19 protein-coding genes are annotated in these 19,639 nt (G+C 70.5%); 7 read left to right on the top strand and 12 right to left on the bottom strand.

Annotated elements, in window-relative coordinates; genetic code table 11:
* Positions 1 to 107: 107 nt before the first annotated feature.
* The 12 genes from AC07YS_RS18975 to AC07YS_RS18920 all read right to left on the bottom strand — a co-directional run bounded on the left by AC07YS_RS18975 (position 108) and on the right by AC07YS_RS18920 (position 11,729).
* Positions 108 to 875 (bottom strand): class II glutamine amidotransferase, encoded by a 768-nt coding sequence (locus AC07YS_RS18975; protein ID WP_495268927.1) that lies wholly within the window; start codon positions 873 to 875, stop codon positions 108 to 110.
* A gap of 20 nt (positions 876 to 895) precedes the next feature.
* Positions 896 to 1,516, bottom strand: a complete 621-nt coding sequence (locus tag AC07YS_RS18970) for a CHAP domain-containing protein (protein WP_495268926.1) — start codon at positions 1,514 to 1,516, stop codon at positions 896 to 898.
* Between the two features lie 63 nt (positions 1,517 to 1,579).
* Positions 1,580 to 2,692 (bottom strand): class II histone deacetylase, encoded by a 1,113-nt coding sequence (locus AC07YS_RS18965; RefSeq protein ID WP_495268925.1) that lies wholly within the window; start codon positions 2,690 to 2,692, stop codon positions 1,580 to 1,582.
* Complete coding sequence (locus AC07YS_RS18960; RefSeq protein ID WP_495268924.1) at positions 2,689 to 3,723, bottom strand: branched-chain amino acid ABC transporter permease; 1,035 nt, start codon at positions 3,721 to 3,723, stop codon at positions 2,689 to 2,691. Before AC07YS_RS18960 ends, AC07YS_RS18965 begins: the two co-directional genes overlap by 4 nt.
* 10 nt (positions 3,724 to 3,733) lie before the next feature.
* The gene (locus tag AC07YS_RS18955; RefSeq protein ID WP_062477701.1) at positions 3,734 to 4,600 is read right to left on the bottom strand and encodes a branched-chain amino acid ABC transporter permease; all 867 of its coding nucleotides are present in this window, start codon (positions 4,598 to 4,600) and stop codon (positions 3,734 to 3,736) included.
* An 8-nt stretch (positions 4,601 to 4,608) separates the two neighbouring features.
* A complete protein-coding gene (locus AC07YS_RS18950) occupies positions 4,609 to 5,307 on the bottom strand; it encodes an ABC transporter ATP-binding protein (protein ID WP_495262696.1) in 699 nt (232 codons plus the stop codon).
* On the bottom strand, positions 5,294 to 6,049 hold the full coding sequence (locus tag AC07YS_RS18945) for an ABC transporter ATP-binding protein (protein WP_495268923.1): 756 nt from the start codon (positions 6,047 to 6,049) through the stop codon (positions 5,294 to 5,296). Before AC07YS_RS18945 ends, AC07YS_RS18950 begins: the two co-directional genes overlap by 14 nt.
* The gene (locus AC07YS_RS18940) at positions 6,046 to 7,380 is read right to left on the bottom strand and encodes an ABC transporter substrate-binding protein (RefSeq protein ID WP_495268922.1); all 1,335 of its coding nucleotides are present in this window, start codon (positions 7,378 to 7,380) and stop codon (positions 6,046 to 6,048) included. The genes AC07YS_RS18945 and AC07YS_RS18940 overlap by 4 nt, the downstream gene beginning before the upstream one ends.
* Before the next feature lie 107 nt (positions 7,381 to 7,487).
* Positions 7,488 to 8,471, bottom strand: coding sequence for a Bug family tripartite tricarboxylate transporter substrate binding protein (locus tag AC07YS_RS18935; RefSeq protein ID WP_495268921.1), 984 nt, complete (start codon positions 8,469 to 8,471; stop codon positions 7,488 to 7,490).
* A 56-nt stretch (positions 8,472 to 8,527) separates the two neighbouring features.
* Positions 8,528 to 9,982 (bottom strand): amidase, encoded by a 1,455-nt coding sequence (locus tag AC07YS_RS18930; protein WP_495268920.1) that lies wholly within the window; start codon positions 9,980 to 9,982, stop codon positions 8,528 to 8,530.
* A 101-nt stretch (positions 9,983 to 10,083) separates the two neighbouring features.
* The gene (locus tag AC07YS_RS18925) at positions 10,084 to 11,073 is read right to left on the bottom strand and encodes a helix-turn-helix domain-containing protein (protein WP_495268919.1); all 990 of its coding nucleotides are present in this window, start codon (positions 11,071 to 11,073) and stop codon (positions 10,084 to 10,086) included.
* Between the two features lie 125 nt (positions 11,074 to 11,198).
* Positions 11,199 to 11,729: a MarR family winged helix-turn-helix transcriptional regulator gene (locus AC07YS_RS18920; RefSeq protein ID WP_354348010.1), complete on the bottom strand. Its 531-nt coding sequence runs from the start codon at positions 11,727 to 11,729 to the stop codon at positions 11,199 to 11,201.
* A 143-nt stretch (positions 11,730 to 11,872) separates the two neighbouring features.
* Between AC07YS_RS18920 and AC07YS_RS18915 the strand changes: the two genes are divergently transcribed.
* Genes AC07YS_RS18915 through AC07YS_RS18885 form a run of 7 tightly spaced genes read left to right on the top strand, consistent with a single transcriptional unit; the run spans position 11,873 to position 19,606 of the window.
* The gene (locus AC07YS_RS18915; RefSeq protein ID WP_495268918.1) at positions 11,873 to 13,315 is read left to right on the top strand and encodes an NAD-dependent succinate-semialdehyde dehydrogenase; all 1,443 of its coding nucleotides are present in this window, start codon (positions 11,873 to 11,875) and stop codon (positions 13,313 to 13,315) included.
* 41 nt (positions 13,316 to 13,356) lie between these two features.
* Positions 13,357 to 14,736 carry an aminotransferase class III-fold pyridoxal phosphate-dependent enzyme gene (locus AC07YS_RS18910; protein WP_495268917.1) on the top strand — a complete coding sequence of 460 codons (1,380 nt, stop codon included), beginning with the start codon at positions 13,357 to 13,359 and terminating at the stop codon, positions 14,734 to 14,736.
* Positions 14,733 to 15,977, top strand: coding sequence for a Tm-1-like ATP-binding domain-containing protein (locus tag AC07YS_RS18905; protein ID WP_495268916.1), 1,245 nt, complete (start codon positions 14,733 to 14,735; stop codon positions 15,975 to 15,977). The genes AC07YS_RS18910 and AC07YS_RS18905 overlap by 4 nt, the downstream gene beginning before the upstream one ends.
* Positions 15,974 to 16,642: an HAD-IA family hydrolase gene (locus tag AC07YS_RS18900; protein WP_390347080.1), complete on the top strand. Its 669-nt coding sequence runs from the start codon at positions 15,974 to 15,976 to the stop codon at positions 16,640 to 16,642. The genes AC07YS_RS18905 and AC07YS_RS18900 overlap by 4 nt, the downstream gene beginning before the upstream one ends.
* Before the next feature lie 11 nt (positions 16,643 to 16,653).
* Complete coding sequence (locus AC07YS_RS18895; protein WP_495268915.1) at positions 16,654 to 18,045, top strand: transaminase; 1,392 nt, start codon at positions 16,654 to 16,656, stop codon at positions 18,043 to 18,045.
* On the top strand, positions 18,042 to 18,839 hold the full coding sequence (locus tag AC07YS_RS18890; protein ID WP_369644957.1) for an SDR family oxidoreductase: 798 nt from the start codon (positions 18,042 to 18,044) through the stop codon (positions 18,837 to 18,839). Before AC07YS_RS18895 ends, AC07YS_RS18890 begins: the two co-directional genes overlap by 4 nt.
* Positions 18,836 to 19,606 (top strand): SDR family NAD(P)-dependent oxidoreductase, encoded by a 771-nt coding sequence (locus AC07YS_RS18885; protein WP_495268914.1) that lies wholly within the window; start codon positions 18,836 to 18,838, stop codon positions 19,604 to 19,606. Before AC07YS_RS18890 ends, AC07YS_RS18885 begins: the two co-directional genes overlap by 4 nt.
* Positions 19,607 to 19,639 lie beyond the last annotated feature (33 nt).

Here is a 19,639-nt window from a genome sequence, read left to right as displayed (position 1 = left end):
GACCGGATGCAAATGAGAACAGTTATTGTTCATTGTTTGCACTCACTCATCGATACTTTCTTGCGCTGTTGCAAAAAAGTGTCAGCCAAAAGACTGAATGTCAGGCCTCAGCGCGGCATCCGTTGGCCGTCCACGAACACATGCAACTCGCCCGAGGCGAAGGGCGCCCAGGTCTCGTTGGTGGTGAGCGGCGCCGTCACCACCACGGCCACGCGGTCGGTGGGCGTGGTGTGCTGGGCGAAGTCGATCTCCAGGTCTTCGTCCGAGAGCTGCGCCGTCACGAAGGGGTGGCGGCGCTCCACGTACCAGAGGTTGGTCGAGGCATGCGCCCACAGCGCCTGCCCGTTCGACAGCATGAAGTTGAAGGTGCCGTGCGCCGCCAGCTGCGGCGCCAGTTCGCGCAGCGTGAGCGTGAGCTCCTCGACGCTGGGCACGCCCGCGTGCGACTTGGCCAGCTCCTGCATGATCCAGCAGAAGGCGTGTTCGCTGTCGGTGTTGCCCACCGGATGGAAGTTGCCGTGCAGGCGCGGGCGGAAGTCCTTCAGGTCGCCGTTGTGGGCGAACACCCAGTAGCGGCCCCACAGCTCGCGCACGAAGGGGTGGCAGTTCTGCAGGTTGACCTCGCCCTGCGTCGCCTTGCGGATGTGCGCGATGACGTTGCGGCTTTGAATCGGGTAGCGCCGGATCAGCTCGGCCACCGGCGACTCGCAGGCCGGCTGGTGGTCGACGAAGTGGCGCAGCCCGCGGTCCTCGAAGAACGCGATGCCCCAGCCGTCGGCATGGTGGTCGGTGCGGCCACCGCGCTGCGCGAACCCCGTGAAGCTGAAGGTCACGTCGGTCGGCGTGTTGCAGTTCATCCCTAGCAATTGGCACATGGCTGTGATTAGACCGCGATTCAGGATTTGGAGGAGGAGGCGGGCAGCCGCAGCCACCCGAGCACGCGCTCGGTGCCCAGGTGCGTGCGCCCTTCAGCGAGTACCAGCGGCAGGCGCTCGCGCGAGGTGCCGAAGGGCCCGGGGTTCTGCTGCACGATCTCGACCGCGTCGGCGTCCACGCGCGACACGATCGCCACGTGGCCGTAGGGATTGAAGAGCCACGGCGCGAACACGACGATGTCGCCCACCGCCGGCGCACTCGCGCCGCCGTTGCGGTGCTGCACCAGGTTGCGCGCCGTGTTCAGCGCGCCATCGGCCACGGCCGCGTCGAAGAAGGCCTTGGCGTGGCCGCGCGCCTCGGGCATGCGGTGCTGGTGCCGCTCGTAGTAGTAGCGCTTGACGAACTCCACGCACTGCCAGCGCAGGCCGATGTTGTAGCCGTCGGGCGCCACGCTGCGCCCGTCGACGTGGTTGATGGCGCCGTTGTAATACACCGGCACGCCCTCGAACTGGTCGATCACCTCGCCGGGCGCATGCGTCGGGTTGACGTTGAAGCGGCTCGCGCCCCACAGGCCGAGCAGGGCGACGAGGACGAGGGCAGAGAGAACGACGACGGTGCGGCGGTTGATGAAGCGGGGCATGGACGGTGAAGCAGGACGCGCGGCCACGGGCCGGCAGCGACGAGCTTAGTCCATGCGAACGTCTCAGACCCCGTGCAACGCCGCCATCTCGCCAATCAATTCACGCTGGAACGCATCGAAGCGCGCCGACGGTTGCTGCAGCCCGAAGAAGTCGCTGAACGGGTCTTCCACCTCGGTGCGGTGACCCGACAGTTCTTCCACCACCGCCAGTCCGCAGAAGGGCACGCAGGCTTCCGAGTAGCCGCCTTCGTGCACCACCACCACGCGCCCGTCGCAATGCTTCGCGGCCAGCGCGTTGACTTGCCGCATCATCTGGCGGAACGACTCGGGGTGCAGCTGCATGCGCGCCAGCGGATCGACGCCGTTGGCGTCCAGCCCGCTCGCCACCACGATCAGCTCGGGGCGGTAGCGGTCGATCACCGGCGTCACGATGCGCTCGAAGGCGTGCATGTAGGCCGCGTGCCCGCCGCCGGGCTGCAGCGGGATGTTGACGTTGAAGCCCAGCCCCGCGCCCGTGCCGCGGTCTTCGGCGCCGCTGTAGCCGGGCGGGAAGCAGTTCTCCTGGTGCAGCGACAGCGTGAGCACGTCGGGGCGGTCGTAGAAGATCTCCTGCGTGCCGTTGCCGTGGTGCACGTCCCAGTCGATCACGGCCACGCGGCCCAGGCCGTGGCGCGCCTTCATGGTCTCGATGGCGACCGCGATGTTGTTGAACAGGCAAAAGCCCATGCTGTGCTCGCGCAGGCAGTGGTGGCCCGGCGGGCGCGTGAGCGCGAAGGCGTTGCGATGGCGGCCCTGCAGCACGCTGTCCATCGCGGCAATGGCCAGGCCACTCGAGAGCTTCGCGATCTCGTAGCTGCCCGGGCCGAAGGGCGCGACCTCGCCCAGGTCGCCGCCGCCGGCGTCGCTGGTGGCCTTGAACTTCTGCAGGTAGCTGGCGGGGTGCACGCGCTGCAGGTCTTCTTCGCTGGCCATCGGCGCGCTCAGCACGTCGAGCTGCGCGCTCAGGCCCGACACGTCCATCAGCGACTTGATACGGCGCTTGGAGTCGGGCGATTCGGCCATGCCGCTGCCGGCCATGGGCTGCACCCAGCCGCCCACCGGCAGGAACAGGGCATGCAGTCCACCGGGCACGTGCCAGAAGGTGCGTTCGTCGTGAAAGAAGGCGGTGGTCTTCATGCGGTGCGTCCTTGCGTGGAGGGAGGAAGGGGAGAAGAAGAAAGAGCTGTCTCGTCGCGCGGCGGCGGATGGCGCTGCACGCTCAGGCCGCGCCAGCCCCAGCGTTCGCGCGCCAGCCCCCACAGGCCGCGCGGTGCCAGCAGCATGACCGCAATCGCGATGCAGCCCATCGCGATCAGGTACCAGCCGCCCGACATCGCGAACCAGGTGTTGAACAGCTCGCGCAGCCCGAAGTAGATGACGGTGCCGATCAGCGGCCCCTCGATGGTGCCGATGCCGCCGATGATCACGATGAACATCGCCGTCACCACCCAGTTGATGTCGAAGGCCGAGTCGGGCGAGACGAACATCGTGCCCATGAAGTGCGCCCCGCCGGCCAGCCCGAAGCCCAGCCCCGACAGCACGAAGGCGATGAAGCGGTTGCGCCACACGTTCACGCCGATGCTGGTGGCGGCCAGCTCGTTGTCGCGCACCGCCATCAGCCCCAGGCCGAAGGGCGAGCGCATCAGCAGGTACACGCCGGCCACCGCCGCCAGGCCGATGGCGCCCGAGATCCAGAACGCGTTCTGCTGGAAGGTCTCGGCCTCCACCAGCCGCACTGCCTGCAGCGGCACGCCCGACTCGCCGCCGAACAGCGGGAACTTGGCGACCAGCAGCCGCACGATCTCGGCCAGCACCCACATGCCGATCGAGAAGTAGGCGTCGCGCAGGCGGAACATCAGCGGCGCCACCACCGCGGCCAGCAGCGCGCCGCCCAGGCCTGCCACCGGCACCATCCAGTAGGGCGAGATGCCCAGCCGGTCGGAGGCCACGAACAGCAGGTAGGCGCCGATGCCGGCAAAGGCCTGGTGGCCCATCGACACCAGCCCGGTGTAGCCGGCCAGCAGGTTCCACATCTGGGCCATGGCCAGCGTGATCAGCACCTCGCTGAGCAGGCGCAGCAGGCCGCCGTCGGCCACGGTGGGCGCGAAGGCGATGGCAAGGGCCGCAGCGGTGAAGCCGAGCCAGGGGGCGAGGGACGGAGGACGCATCGAAGTCATCTCAGGTGCGTGCGCCAGCGATGCCGTTGGGGCGCACCATCAGGACCGCGAAGAACAGCAGGTGGGCGTACAGCGCGCCCGCGTTGGAATCGAGCCGCTGGCCCACGAGCTGCGCCACGCCCAGCGCGATGCCGCCGACCAGCGCCCAGCGGAACGAGCCCAGGCCGCCGATGATCACGACCTCGAACGCGCCCAGCAGCCGCTCCACGCCCGAGAACGGCGTGAACGAGGTGCGCAGCGCCAGCAGCAGCCCCGCCACCGACGCGAAGGCCAGCGACAGCCCCATCACCACCGCATACACATGGCGCGGGCGCACGCCCATCGTGCGCACGATCTCGCGGTGGTCCGAGGTGGCGCGCACCACCAGCCCGAAGCGCGAGTGCTGCAGCAGCCACTGCAGCGCACCGAAGGCCAGCACCGCGAGCACCAGCACCAGCACCGGGTACCAGCCGATGCGCAGCCCGCCGATCTCGAAGCCGGCCGTGGCCAGCGCGCCGCCGTCCAGCGCGCGCGGGTCGGCGCCGAACAGCTCGACCATCAGGTTGCGCAGCACCACCGCGATGCCGAAGGTGACCAGCACCGGCGTGAGCGGATCGTCGGTGGCCACCGCGCGGTTCAGCAGCAGCCGCTGCAGCAGGTAGCCCATGCCGAAGGCCGCCAGCGCCACCGGCGCGATGAAGAAGAGCGGCGACACGCCGGGAAACTGCGTGGCCAGGAAGACCGCGAAGTACGCCGCCAGCACCACGAACTCGCCGTGCGCGAGGTTGACCATGCGCATCACGCCGAAGACCAGCGCCAGCCCGAGGCCGAAGAGCGCGTAGAGGCCGCCGAGCAGCACGCCGTTGATGAGGGTTTCGAGCCAGGCCATGGGCGTGTTCAGTGTCCGAAGTAGGCGTTGGCGATCTGCGCCGCGCTGAAGTCCGTGGCGCGGCCCGCGAGCGTGACGCGCCCCTTGAGCAGGCAGTACACACGCTGCGCGATGCGGCAGGCGCGCGTCACGTCCTGCTCCACCACCAGCAGCGCCGTGCCCTGCGCGCGGATGTCGCCGAAGGCGCGGTAGATCTGCTCGATGACCACGGGCGCCAGGCCCAGCGAGATCTCGTCGCACAGCATCAGGCGCGGGTTGGCCATGAGCGCGCGGCCGATGCTCACCATCTGCTGCTGGCCGCCCGACAGCTGCGTGGCCGGCCGGTGGCGAAACTCCTGCAGGATGGGGAACAGCGCGTAGACGGTGGGCAGCGTCCAGTGGCCCGTGCGGCCGCACAGCGCGCCCATGCGCAGGTTCTCTTCGACGGTGAGCGAGGGGAACAGCATCCGCCCCTCGGGCACCAGCGCGATGCCGCGGCGCGCGATGCGCTCGGCCGGTTCGGCCTCGATGGCCTGGCCGTCGAATCGGATGGCGCCACGGCTGCGCGAGCCCAGCCCGGCAATGGCGCGGATCAGCGTCGACTTGCCCGCGCCGTTGGCGCCGATGAGCGCGGTGGCCTCGCCTTCCGCCACGTCGAGCGACAGGTCGAACAGCGCCTGCAGGTCGCCGTAGTGGCTGCACAGCTCGCGCACTTCAAGCAGCGGCATGGGTGCTCTCCTGCAAGGTGTCTTCATCGCCCACACCCATGTAGACCTCGCGCACCTCGCGGCTGGCCATGGCGGCGGCGGGTGTGTCTTCCAGCAGCTTGCGGCCGAAGTTCAGCACCATGATGCGGTCTGCGACGGCCATCAGCGCCTGTGCGATGTGCTCGATCCAGATCATCGCCACGTCCTGCTTCAGCTCGAGCACCAGCGCCACCAGCACCTGCACCTCGGCCTCGGTGAGGCCGCCGGCGATCTCGTCGAGCAGCAGCAGGTGCGGCCGCGCCGCCAGGCCCTTGGCCAGTTCGAGGCGCTTGCGGTCCAGCAGCGGCAGGCGGCCGGCCGGCACGTCGGCGCGGTCGGCCAGCCCGGTGCGCTCCAGCACGGCCCAGGCCTGGCGCACCGCCTGCGCGCGCGGCAGCCGCGCGGCAAAGGTGGCGGCGGCCAGTGCGTTCTCGTAGGCGCTCAGGTGCGCGAAGGGCTGCGGGATCTGGAAGGCACGCGCCACGCCCAGCCGCGCCCGCGCATCGGCGCGCAGCCCGACCAGCTCGCGGCCTTCGAGCCGGATGCTGCCCGCGTCGGGCACGGCCACGCCGGTGATCAGGTTGAACAGCGAGCTCTTGCCCGCGCCGTTCGGCCCGACCACGCCCAGGCACTCGCCGCGTGCGAGCGAGAGCGCCACCTGGTCGGCCACGACGATCTCGCCGTAGCGCTTGCACAGGCCGTTGATGACGAGGCAGTCGGTCATGCAGCTTTCAGCTGCGACAGCAGCTTGAGCTCGTCTTCCACCGGAATCTGCTTCGCGGTGCTGTTGTGCGTGATGACCAGCTCGTACGGGAACTTGCTGCCCGCCTTGGTCTTGCGCCACTGGCCCGCCACCATCGGTGTGACGGCGACGCTCTTGATCGGGCTGCCCTTGAAGTCGATGCGCCCCACCACCGAATCGAGCTGCAGGTTGGCCAGCGCGTCGCGCACGGCCTTCTTGTCCTTCGGGTTGGTGGCGTTCTTCAGCGCGGCAATGCCGACCTCGAACAGCGCGTGGCCGTAGCCGATGGGCTGCGTCCACTGCTTGCCGGTGGTGGCCTCCCAGTCGGCCGCCAGCGCCTTGGCGCTCTGGCCCGTGAGCGACGATTTGAACGGGAAGTTGGGCGTCCACCAGACCTCGGTCGACATGCCGTTGCCCGCCGCGCCCAGCGACTCCACCGCGCTCGGGAACAGGAACGACGCGGCCATCGTCACCACCTCGGGCCGGTAGCCCGCCTGCTGCGCCTGCTTCCAGAAGGTGGCGAAGTGGTTGGCGTAGGCAAAGCCCGAGACGATGTTCGCGCGCGCCGCCTTGAAGCTGGAGACCTGGTTGCTGAAGTCGTCGGTCGCGATCTTGAAGAAGCCGCCGTTGGTCTCCTTGTAGCCGCGCTGCTTCGCGCCGCCCGGGATGCCCGTGGCCGGATCGGCGAAGGCGTGGCCCGGGCCGTTGTCGATGTACAGCGTGCCCAGCGTGCGCTCCACCTTCAGCGGCTGCCACATGCCGAAGAAGTTCTTCAGCACGTCGTCGGCGCCCCAGAAGAAATGGAACGAGAACGGAAAACCTTTTTGCGGCGTGGAGCCGCGCCCGAAGGTGATGGCCTGCCACGGGCCCATGGTCGAGACCATCGGCACGCCGTTGACGTCGCACAGCTGGCCGGCGGCCAGCGCGGCGTCGCTGTCCTGCACCAGCAGCAGGTCGACCTTCTCGCGCAGCAGCAACTCGCTGGACATGGTGGCGCCGCGGTTGGCGTCGGACTGCGTGTCGCGCACCACGATCTCCACCTTGTAGGTCGTGCCGCCGATGGTCAGGCCGTCTTTCAGCGCGGCGCGCACGCGCTCCAGGCTCCACGGGTCGGCCTCGCCGAAGTTGGCGCGAACGCCCGACAGCGTGGTGAGGTAGCCGATCTTGATGGTCTTCGATTGCGCATGCGCCAGCGCAGGCACGCCGGCCAGCGCGGCAGCGCCGCCGCCGATGACGAGTTGGCGGCGCGTGAGGGCGCCGGAGGCTGCACGGAAAAGGTCGGCGGAGAGAGCGGCGGGCGTGTCGGCGGACATGGAGGTTCTCCTTGGCGGATGAAGGATGGACAGGTCCGCATCCTCTCTCTGCGCGCCGCCGCGGCGTTATCGAAAACTGGCAAAACGCGGGCCGGTGCCCGCGGGTGTCATTCGGGCCGCAGGTTCACCGACTTGGCGATGGCGCGGTAGCGCTCCATGTCGGCCTGGTAGCCGCGGCGCAGCTCGGCCAGCGTCTGTTCGGGCGCCACCTTGCTGCCGCCGAGTTCCAGCGCGCGGCGCAGCTCGGGCTTGAGCATCATCTGGTTGAAGGCCGTGTGCAGCCGCTGCTGCGCCTCCTCGGGCACGCGGTGCGACACCTGGATGCCCGCCCATAGGCTGTAGACGAAGTCGTCCAGGCCTTTGCTGTTGCGGATCAGCGGAATCGCCGTGAAGCGCTCGTGCGGCGCCGAGGCCGCGATGCCCAGCGCCTTGACCTTGCCGGCGTCCAGCAGGTCGGGCACGTTGCCGGCCAGCGGCGCAAACACCAGGTCGATCTGCCCGCCCAGCAGGTCGTTCACCAGCGGCGCGAAGCCCTTGTAGGGCACGTGCAGCATCTTGGTGCCCGTCTGCTGCATGAAGCGCTCGCCCAGCAGGTGGTAGAGCGAGCCCGGGCCGATGCTGCCGTAGCTCAGCTCCTTGGTGTCGGGCCGGCGCAGCAGTGCAATGAGTTCGTCGACGCTGCCCGCGCCCAGGTCCTTGCGCGCCAGCAGCACCATCGAGGTGACGGCCATCACGCCGATGGGGCGGAAGTCCTCGGCCTTGTAGCGCGCGCTGCTGAGCGTGAGCGGCGTGAGCATCAGCTCCATCGGCGACCCCACCAGCAGCGCCGAGCCGTCGGCCGGTGCATTGACCGCCTTCATCACGCCGAGCGAGCCGCTGGCGCCGGGCACGTTGTCGACGATGGCCGGCTGGCCCAGCAGCCGCGACAGCTCGGGCGCGGCCAGGCGCGCGTTGATGTCGGAGCCGCCGCCCGCGGGGTAGGGCACGATCAGGTTCAGGGTCTTGCCCCCCAGGCCCTGCGCCAGGGCGGGCAGGGCGATGGGGGACAGGCCGGCGGCCAGGCCGGCAGCAATCAGCGAACGTCTGCGCATGGGTTCTCTCCTCGGGTTGTGTGAGATGTGTCGGAGTACGGGAAACAGGGGGCTTGCTACTGCTGCAGCAGTGGCGACTGCACGTTCGCGAAGGGCACGGCCTGGTGCCAGCCGTGTGCCATGCGCAGCACGTCGAGGTCGGCGCCGGGGCGGCCGATGAGCTGCAGGCCCATCGGCAGGCCGCACGTGCCTTCGGCCTGCGAGAAGCCGGCCGGGATCGCCATCGCGGGCAGGCCGGCGAGCGAGGGGCCGATGGTCACTTCCATCCAGCGGTGGTAGGTGTCCATGGCGCGGCCGCCGACTTCGCGCGGCCAGTGCGTGTCGACCGGCAGCGGGAACACCTGCGCGGCCGGCAGCACCAGGAAGTCGAAGCGTTCGAAGAGCTGCAGCAGCGCGGCATGCCACTGCGTGCGCGTGACGGCCGCCTCGTGCAGCGCGACGGCGCTCAGGCGCTCGCCCTGCTCGATCTCCCAGCAGGCCTCGGGCTTGAGCTGCGCGCGCGTGGCCGGGTCGGCATGCAGCCCGCGCAGCGCGCCGGCGACGATGAAGCCGCGCAGGCGCAGCCAGGCGGTCCACAGGGCGTTGAAATCGAAGGCGGGCACGGCAGGCGCGACGCTGCAGCCCAGCGTGTCGAAATGCCGCAGCGCCGATTCGCACAGCGCCATCACGCCCGGGTCCATCGGCAGGTGGCCGCCGAGGTCGCCGAGCCACGCGATGCGCTGGCCGCGCAGCTCCGCATCGAGCGGCTGCGCGAAGGCCTCGCCGTCACCGGCCAGGCTCAGCGGCGAGCGCGCGTCGTAGCCCGCCTGCACCGACAGCAGCCAGGCCACGTCCTCGGGCGTGCGGCCCATCGGCCCTTCGCAGCCCAGCTGCTGGAAGAACAGCTCCGGCCCCGGCCCGGTGGGCACGCGGCCCAGCGACGGGCGCAGGCCGTAGACGTGGTTCCAGGCCGCGGGGTTGCGCAGCGAACCCATCATGTCGCTGCCGTCGGCCACCGGCAGCATGTGCAGCGCGAGCGCCACCGCCGCGCCGCCGCTGCTGCCGCCGGCTGCGTGGTCGAGGTTCCATGCGTTGCGCGTGGTGCCGAACACCGTGTTGTAGGTGTGCGAGCCCAGGCCGAACTCGGGTGTGTTGCTGCGTCCCACGAAGAGCGCGCCGGCGCGGCGCAGGCGCTCGACCATGATCGCGTCGTGCGGCGTGACCTGCTTGGCGAACACCGGGCTGCCCATCGTGGTGGGCAGCCTGGCGGTGGCGACGAAATCCTTCGGCGCCATCGGGAAGCCGTGCAGCCGACCGACCGCGTCGCCGCGCGCCAACTGTGCATCGCAAGCATCGGCCTGGCGCAGCATCTCCTCGGGCGGTTGCAGCGAGACCAGCGCGTTGACCTGCGGGTTGAAGCGGTCGATGCGCGCGAGGCAGGTCTGCATCAGTTCGCGGCACGAGAGCTCGCGGCGTTGCAGGGCGGCGGCGAGCGAACGGGCGCTGGGAAGGGGTGGCAGCGTGGCGGACATATGGCGGTCAACGATAGCGACCGCCTCCGCAAGCAGGTATCAAAAAACGGCAAAACTGGCGCCCCGAAAACCGAGGGATTCCCCTCGGCCCGTGCACCGGATCAGTGCCTCGTGAGCGCTGCGCCGCGCAGCGTCTGCGAGGGCAGCTCGCCGAACTGGCGCCGGTAGTCCGTCGCGAACTGGCTCAGGTGCCAGAAGCCCCAATGCGCCGCGATGTCCTGCACCGAGCGCGACTCGGGCCGCTTCAGTGCGCGGCGCACGCCGTTCAGGCGCAGCGCCCGCAGGTAGCGCGCGGGGCTCAGGCCCAGCGTTTCCTGGAAGCAGTAGTTCAGCTTGCGCTGGCTCGCGCCGATGCGGCTGCACACCTGCAGCATCGACAGCGGCTCGTCGGGCCGCGACATCATCAGCTCGCAGGCGCGGCGCACCACGCGGCGGTGCGCCTCGGTGGCGCGCAGCTCGCGCAGGTCGACGTCTTCGGGCAAGGCGTTGAGCCAGGCCAGCAGCACGTCGTCGCGCAGCTGCACCGTGGCAACGGGGTCGTCGAGCAGGCCGGGCATCGCGTCGAGCGCACCGAAGGCGCCGCGCAAGGTGCCGCGCAGCGACTGCATGGTGGGGTCGTCGAAGTGCAGCACCACGCGCCGTTCGAGCCAGGCCGGCGGCGCGCGGTCGTTCAGGCGTTCGGTGAGCGACTGCAGCAGCGCGTTGTCGACCACGATGCCCGTCAGCTCGAAGCCCGGCGGGCTGCACAGGTCGAGCTCGTCACAGCGCCCGACCATCACCGATTCGGTGTCCAGCCGCTGGCCCGAGAAGCGCGCCTCGCCGTCCTGCCGGCAGGTGAGCGCGAAGCCGCAGCAGTCGGGGTTCATCTCGCCGTGCTGGCGCAGCGCGCGGTTGGTGGTCTCGCGCACCAGCCGCAGGCCGGGCAGTTGCACGTGGTCGAGAAAGCCGGCGAAGCTGCCGCCCGAGAGCATGTCGCACGCCAGGTGCCAGCCGTTCTGGCCGCTGGCGTAGGCGTCGATGTCGTGCGTGGACAGGGTCCAGCGCGTCGCGACGGTGGGGGCAGGAAGAACGGAGGCGGTCTGGCTGGTCATGGCGGTCCGGCGAAGCGGTGGCAGGGGTGCGAAGACCCGTGCCGGAAGCAATCTCCAGACCAGATTGTTTCGTTGACAACGATCTTAAAGTGACAGGGCAAACCCCTAAGCCACCCGACCGTGGCCTATTCGAGCTCGCCGCTGGGCTCGAAGCCGGTGGTGCTGTCGAACAGCTTCTGCACGATGGTCTGCAGCACCTGGCGCTCGTCCGCCGTGAGCTGCGAGAACAGGCGCTGCGCCGTGTCGTGCGCCAGCGGCACCATGTCGCGGTACAGCGCCAGGCCTTCTTCCTCGAGCGACACGATGACCTTGCGGCGGTCGTCGGCCGAGGGGTGCATGTTGGCCAGCCCCAGGTCCACCAGCCGGTGCTGCGCGCGGCTCACGCGGGCCTTGTCCATGCTCGTCTTCTGTGCAATTTCGAGCGCCGACAGCGCACCGTACTTGCCCAGCACCACGACGATGCGCCACTCCGGAATCTGCAGCGAGAAGCGGCTGGCGATCGACTGGCCCACCGTCTGGCTCACGCGGTTGGCGACCACCGAGAGTTGAAAGGGCAGGAAGGTCTCGAGGTCGAAGGCCGGGGCGCTCGCGGCGCTGCTGCGTGCCTTGGGCAGGGGCTTGGCGCTGGGCCGGGAAGGGGGGCGTGAACGGGGCACGGTGAGGTCGTGGCGTGGAGGCGTCGTGAAAGAAGATCGGCGCGGACAGTATAGGAAGGCCTTTGTTCATCACGCACGAGGCCGCACGAGGTTTGCCAGTTTTCGATAACGCGGCAAGGGGCTCGCTCCCTATCGTGCAGGGCATGGACTACCCCGAACTCGCACTGCACATCGCCGGCCAATGGCGCACGCAGACCGCCGGCGGCCGCCGCGCGGTCGTCAACCCTGCCACCGAAGCCACCATCGCGCAGCTGCCGCTGGCCGACCGCGACGAACTCGCCGAAGCGGCCGCGTCCGCGCGCCGCGGCTTCGTGCAGTGGCGCGGCAAGAGCGCGCTCGAACGCTGCAACATCCTGCGCACCGCCGCGCAGAAAATCCGCGAACAGGCGAAGACCATCGCGCACGTGCTCACCCTCGAGCAAGGCAAGCCGCTGGCCGAGTCGCTGCGCGAGGTCACGCTGTCGGCGGACATCATCGACTTCCAGGCCGAAGAGGCCAAGCGCCTGTACGGGCGCCTCGTGCCACCGCGCGTCGAGGGCATCCTCTCGCAGTCGGTGATGCGCCAGCCGGTGGGGCCGGTGGCGGCCTTCACGCCGTGGAACTTTCCGGCCAACCTGCCGGCGCGCAAGCTCGCGAGCGCGCTGGCCGCGGGCTGCAGCGTGGTCATCAAGCCTGCGGAAGAAACGCCGGGCACCTGCATGCTGCTGGTGCGCGCTTTTCTCGACGCAGGCGTGCCGCCCGACGCACTGAACATGGTGTGCGGCGACCCGGCCGAGGTGTCGTCCTTCCTCATCGACCATCCGGCGATCGCCAAGGTGTCGTTCACCGGTTCCGTGGCCGTGGGCAAGCTGCTGGGCGAGCAGGCGGCGCGGCATGTGAAGCGCTTCACCGGCGAGCTGGGCGGCCATGCGCCGGTGATCGTCTGCGACGACGCCGACTTTCCCTTCGCGCTCAAGCAGTCGCTGGCCGCCAAGTTCCGCAACGCGGGCCAGGTGTGCGCGTCGCCGATCCGCTTCTACGTGCCGCGCGCCCGCTTCGGCGAATGGAGCGACGCCTTCGTGCAGGCCGCGCGCGCGCTGCGCCTGGGCGACGGCACCGACCCCGCCACGCAGATGGGCCCGCTCGCGCACGCGCGCCGCATCGAGGACATGCAGCGCTTCGTCGACGACGCCGCGGAACGCGGCGCGCAGCTGCTGTGCGGCGGCCACCGCGTGCAGCGCCCCGGCTTCTTCTTCGAACCCACCGTGATCGCCAACGCTCCGGCCGACAGCCGCGTGATGCGCCAGGAGCCCTTCGGCCCCATCGCCGTGCTGCAGCCCTACGACACGCTCGACGAAGCCATCGCGCAGGCCAACGCCTTGCCCTACGGCCTGGGCGCCTACGCCTTCACGCGCGACCTGCACACCGCGCACCGCCTGGGCGACGCGCTCGAGGCCGGCATGGTCGGCATCAACCACTTCGGCGTCTCGCAGCCCGAGATGCCCTTCGGCGGCTGGAAGGAAAGCGGCATCGGTCAGGAGATGGGCGCCGAGGGCCTGCTGCACTACACCGAGGTCAAGACCCTCACCGTCGGCGTGCCGTCCTGAGCATGAGCACGAGCACCCATCGAACACTTCCGGAGACCTGCATGACAACGACCGATGCCGCCGCCGTGGCGGCGCTCAAGCAAGACAACGCCCAGTACCTGTGGCACCCCATGGCGCATCCGCAGGCCATGCTCAAGACGAAGCCCGACATCATTGCGCGCGGCCAGGGCTGCTGGATCTGGGACGTCGACGGCCACAAGATGCTCGATGGCGTCGGCGGCCTGTGGGCCGCGAACCTGGGCCACAGCAACCAGCCGGTGCGCGACGCCATCGTCGCGCAGCTGGACGAACTGCCTTTCTACAACGTGTTCCGCGGCACCACGCACCCGCGCGCCATCGAGCTGTCGGCGCGCCTGGTCAAGACCATGGAACCCGACGGCGTGGCCGCCGTGTTCTTCAGCAACGGCGGCTCCGACGCGGTGGAAGGCGCGCTCAAGCTCGCGCGCCAGTACTGGAAGCTCAAGGGCCAGGCCGACCGCTTCAAGTTCATCGCGCTGCGCCAGGGCTACCACGGCGTGCACTTCGGCGGCATGAGCGTGAACGGCAACCTGAACTTTCGCCGTGCCTACGAGCCGCTGCTGCCCGGGTGCTTCCACGTCGACACGCCCTGGCTGTACCGCAACCCCTACACGCAGGACCCGGAAGAACTCGGCGAGATCTGCGCCACGCAGCTGGAGCGCGAGATCCAGTTCCAGGGCCCCGACACCGTGGCCGCCTTCATCGCCGAGCCGATCCAGGGCGCGGGCGGCGTGATCGTGCCGCCGCCCAACTACTGGCCACGCGTGCGCGAGATCTGCGACAAGTACGGCGTGCTGCTCATCGCCGACGAGGTCGTCACCGGCTTCGGTCGCGGCGGCGCCATGTTCGGCACGCGGCTGTGGAACGTGAAGGCCGACCTGTGGTGCCTGGCCAAGGGCATCTCGTCGGGCTACGTGCCGCTGGGCGCCACGGCCATCGGCAGCAAGGTGGCCGAGGTCTTCCTCAACGACCCCACGGGCCAGGCCGCGGTGGGCCACGGCTACACCTACAGCGCGCACCCTGTGGCGGCAGCCGCCGCACTCGCCACGCTGGACCAGATCGAGGCGCTCGACGTGCCTGGCAACGCGGCGCGCGTGGGCGCGCATTTCCAGGCGCGCGTGCGGCCCTTCGTCGACAAGTTCAGCTTCGTCGGCGACGTGCGCGGCATGGGCCTCATGCTGGGCATCGAGATGGTGGCCGACAAGGCCACGCGCACCACGCTGCCGCGCGGCAACCCCATCGCCGCGAAGGTGGCGCAGGCGGCCTACCAGCGCGGGCTGATGGTGCGCATCTCGGGGCCGAACCTCATCCTCTCGCCGCCGCTGGTCATCACGCGCGAGGAGGTGGACTTCATGGTCGATGCGCTCGAAGGTGCGTTCGCCGACGTGGAAGCGACGCTGTGAGCCGAGCGCCCACGATCCTGCTGATCGGCACCGCCGACACCAAGAGCGCCGAGCTGCTGTTCATGCGCGAGTGCATCGAGGCCGGTGGCGGCCGTGTCGTCGTGATGGACGTGGGCGTGCTCGACGGCGCGCCCTTCACGCCCGACATTCCCAACACCGAGGTGGCCGCGGCCGCCGGCAAGACCGTCGCCGAGGTGGCGCAAAGCGGCGACGAGAACAGCGCCATGACGCTGATGGCGCGTGGCGCCGCGAAACTCGCCGCACGCTGGCAGGCCGAGGGCCGCATCGACGGCCTGCTCGCGCTGGGCGGCACCATGGGCACCGACCTCGCGCTCGACGTGGCGCAGGCGCTGCCGCTGGGCATGCCGAAGGTGCTGGTGTCGACCATCGCCTACTCGCACCTGCTGCCGCCCGAGCGCATCCCGCCCGACCTCATCATGGTGCTGTGGGCCGGCGGGCTCTACGGCCTCAACAGCCTGTGCCGCTCGGCCCTGAGCCAGGCCGCGGGTGCGGTGCTCGGCGCCTGCCGCCAGGCGTGCGTGCCGGCCTTCGAGAAGCCGCTGGTGGGCATGACCTCGCTGGGCTCCAGCGCGCTCACCTACATGAAGACGCTCAAGCCCGCGCTCGAGGCGCGCGGCTACGAAGTCGCCGTGTTCCACACCACCGGCATGGGCGGTCGCGCCTTCGAGGCACTCGCCGCCGAAGGCCGCTTCTGCGCGGTGATGGATTTCAGCCTGCAGGAGCTGGCCAACCAGCTCGGCGGCTCGTGCGTGACGGCCGGGCCTGATCGCCTGCTCGGCGCCGGCCGCGCGGGCACGCCGCAGATCGTCGCCCCCGGCGCCATCGACATGCTCGACTACCCGGCCTGGCAGGCCACGCCCGAAGGCCTGGAAGGCCGGCCCACGCACATCCACAACCGGCTGCTGGCCTCGGCCTTGAGCGCGCCCGCGTTCCGACGTGGCGTGGCCGCCGAGATCGCGCGCCGCCTCGCGCGCGCCGAGGGCGCCACCTGCCTGCTGATGCCGCTGCAAGGCATCGAAGGCTGGGACCGGCCCGGCGAGCCGCTGCACGACCCCGAAGGCCTCGCGGCCTTCACCGAAGCGCTGCGCGGCAGCGTGGACCCGGCGCGGCTCGTCGAGCTCGATGCGCACATCAACGACAGCGCCTTCTGCGACGCCGCATTGCGCGTGTTCGATGCCTGGGTGGCCGACGGCACCGTGCCCGCAGGGAGCCGCGCATGAGCCCCGCCGCGCAAGCCCTCGTGCTCGACTTCGGCGGCGTCATCAGCCGCACGCTGTTCGAGACCCACGCCCTCACCGAAGAGGCGCTGTCGCTGCCGCGCGGCACGCTCACCTGGCGCGGCCCCTTCGATCTTGCGAGCGATCCGCTGTGGCGCGACATGCAGGCCGACAAGCTCTCGGAGCGCGACTACTGGATGGCGCGCACCCGCGAGGTGGGCGCGCTGGTCGGCGAACGCTGGGACCGCATGGAGACCTTCGTGCAGCGCGCACGCGGCGCCGACCCCGAAGCCGCCATCCGCCCCGAGGCGCTCGCGGCCATCGAGGCGGCACGGCGCGCCGGCTGCCGGCTCGCCATCCTGTCGAACGAGCTCGACCTGTTCTACGGCGCGGGCTTTCGCCAGCGCCTGCCCTTCATGAGCGCCTTCGACGTGGTGGTGGACGCCACGCACACCGGCATCCTCAAGCCCGATGCGCGCGCCTACCAGCAGTGCCTGGACCAGCTCGGCCTGCCCGCCGACGCCTGCGTGTTCGTCGACGACCAACTGCGCAACATCGCCGGCGCGCAGCGCGTGGGCCTGCGCACCGTGCACTTCGACGTGATGCATCCGGGCGCGAGCTATGCGCAGGCGCTCTCGATGCTGGGCGTTTCTTCTTCTTCCCTTTGACCGAGTTTGCGATGACCCCGACCTTCGAACCCACCGTGCCGCGCGAGCGCGTGCAGGCCCTGATGCAGGCCGAACAGGCGCGCTACGCGCGCACCCACGCGCGCAGCGGCGAACGCTTTGCGCAGGGCCAGCAGGCCTGGCTCTACGGCGCGCCCTCGCACTGGATGCGCCGCTGGATCGGCGGCTGGCCCCTGTACGTGCAGGACGCGCAGCTGCCTTATGGCGCGCGCTTTGTCGACGTCGACGGCAACGGTTACGCCGACTTCTGCCTGGGCGACACCGGCGGCATGTGCGGCCACGGCCACCCGGCGGTGGTCGAGGCGCTGGCGCGGCAGGCGCGCGTGGGCAGCTCGCTGATGCTGCCGACCGACGACGCGGCCTGGGTCGGTGAAGAGCTGTCGCGCCGCTTCGGCCTGCCGTACTGGAACCTCACGACCTCGGCCTCGGACGCCAACCGCGCCTGCATCCGCCTGGCGCGCATGGTCACGGGCCGGCCGCGCGTGCTGGTGTTCTCGGGCTGCTACCACGGCTCGGTGGAAGAGGCGCACGTGGAGCTGCGGGACGGCGCCGTCGCGATGCGCAACGACATCCACCCCAACGGTTTTCCGCACGACCAGCTGTCGGCCGTGGTCGAGTTCAACGACGTGCCCGCGCTGGAGCGCGCGCTGCGCGCCGGCGACGTGGCCTGCGTGCTGGCCGAGCCGGCCATGACCAACTACGGAATGATCGCGCCCGCGCCCGGCTTCCACGACGCGCTGCGCCGCCTCACGCGCGAGACCGGCACGCTGCTGGTCATCGACGAGACGCACACCATCTCGAGCGGGCCCGGCGGCTACACGCGCGAGCACGGGCTCGAGCCCGACATGTTCGTGATCGGCAAAGCGATTGCCGGCGGCATTCCCGCCGCCGCCTTCGGCCTGAGCGCCGAGACCGCCGAGCGCGTCTGGCAGGTGCTGCCCAAGCTGCACCCGACGAAACGCCAGTCGGCGCACGCCGGCTTCGGCGGCACGCTCGCGGGCAACGCGCTCACCGTGGCCGTGATGCGCGCGGTGCTCTCGCAGGTGCTCACGCCCGAGGCCTTCGATCGCATGCTGGTGCTCGCGCAGCGCCTGGCCGAAGGTGTCAACGCCAGCATCGCCGCGGCGGGATTGCCGTGGCATGCGACGCAGGTCGGCGCGCGCGTGGAGACGCTCTTTTGCGCCGACGCGCCGCGCAACGCGAGCGACGTGCGCCGCACGCGCGACGGCGAGCTCGAAGCGCTGCTGCACCTGTACATGATGAACCGCGGCGTGCTCATCACGCCCTTCCACAACATGATGCTGTGCTGCCCCGGCACCACCGAACGCGAGGTGGACGAGCACAACGCGGCCTTCGCCGAGTTCGTGCGGGAGTGCAAGGGATGAGCACGCCCGATCTCTTCGGCCTGCAGGGCAAGGTCGCACTGATCACCGGCGGCGGGCGCGGCATCGGCGCGGCCATCGCGCAGGTGTTCGCCGAAGCCGGTGCCTCGGTGCTCATCGCCAACCGCACCGGCAGCGCGGGCGAGGCGGTGGCGGCGGAACTGTGTGCGCGTGGCTTCGCGGCGCAGGCGCTGGCCTGCGACATCGGCCGGCGCGACGAAGCCGAGCGCGCGGTGGCCGAGGCCGTGCGCGTGTTCGGCGCGCTCGACATCGTGGTCCACAACGCGGCCGTCAACCCGTGGGCCGCCATCGACGCGATGACCGACGAGCAGCTGGAGCACACGCTGGCCGTCAACCTCAAGGCCTGCTTCTGGCTCACGCAGGCCGCTGTGCCGCACTTGCGCGCGCGCGGCGGCGGGCGGCTGCTCGTCACCTCGTCGGTGACCGGCCCGCGCGTGGCCATGCCGGGCAGCGCGCACTACGCGGCCAGCAAGGCCGGCGTGAACGGTTTCATCCGCACCGCGGCGTTGGAGTACGCGCGCGAGGGCATCACCGTGAACGGCGTGGAGCCGGGCTACATCGCCAAGCAGGGCGGTTCGCTGCTGTCCGACCCGGCCAAGGCCGCGCGCATCGCGCGCCACATCCCGGCCGGCGAACTGGGCCGGCCCGAAGACATCGCCTACGCGATGCGCTTCCTGGCGAGCCCGGCGGCGCGCTACATCACGGGGCAGACGATCGTGGTCGATGGCGGCTCGACGCTGCCTGAAAGCCCCTTTTTCGCGGAGGCATCGGAATGACCGCGCGCCTGCACGGCAAGGCCTGCCTCATCGTTGGTGCAGCGACCGGCATCGGCGCCGCCGTGGCTGCACGTTTCGCGGCCGAGGGCGCGCGCGTTGCGGTGGCCGGCTGGCCGCGCCCGCAGCCGGTGGGCGAGGACCCGGCCTTCGATTGCGACGTGACCGACGACGCGGCGGTGCGCGCCACCGTGGCCGCGGTGCAGGCTGCGTTCGGGCGCATCGATGTGCTGGTGAACTGCGCCGGCATCGTCCGCAACGACGACGCGGCCGACATCGACGACGGCGACTGGCACCGCCTGCACGAGGTCAACCTCGGCGGCACCATGCGCTGCCAGCGCGCGGTGCTGCCCGGCATGGTCGCGCAGGGCGGTGGCGCCATCGTCAACATCGCCTCGGTCGCGGCGTTCAACGCGGGCGCCGGCATGGCCAGCTATGCGTCGAGCAAGGCCGGCGTGGTCGCGCTCACGCGCTCGGCCGCGCAGGCCTACGGGCCGAAGGGCGTGCGCGTGAACGCGTTGTGCCCCGGCTGGGTCGACACGCCCATGAGCCGCCAGGAGATGCGCGACCTGGCCGCCGAACGCTGCATCGACGAGGACGCCGCGCGCGCGCAGACGGTGGCGCGCATCGCGCTGGGCCGCATGGCCACGCCCGAGGAGATGGCCGCCGTGTGCCTGTTCCTGGCCAGCGACGAAGCCTCGTTCGTGACCGGCGTGGCGCTGGTGGCCGATGGCGGGGCGCGGGTGCCGGCGGCCGCACGCGCGGTGTAGGAGACGCGTCGCCCGCCCGGGCGTATGCTTGCG

It is taken from the genome of Variovorax sp. GW458-11-26-14-LB1, from assembly GCF_059423965.1.
This window is presented reverse-complemented; position numbering and strand designations above follow the sequence as displayed.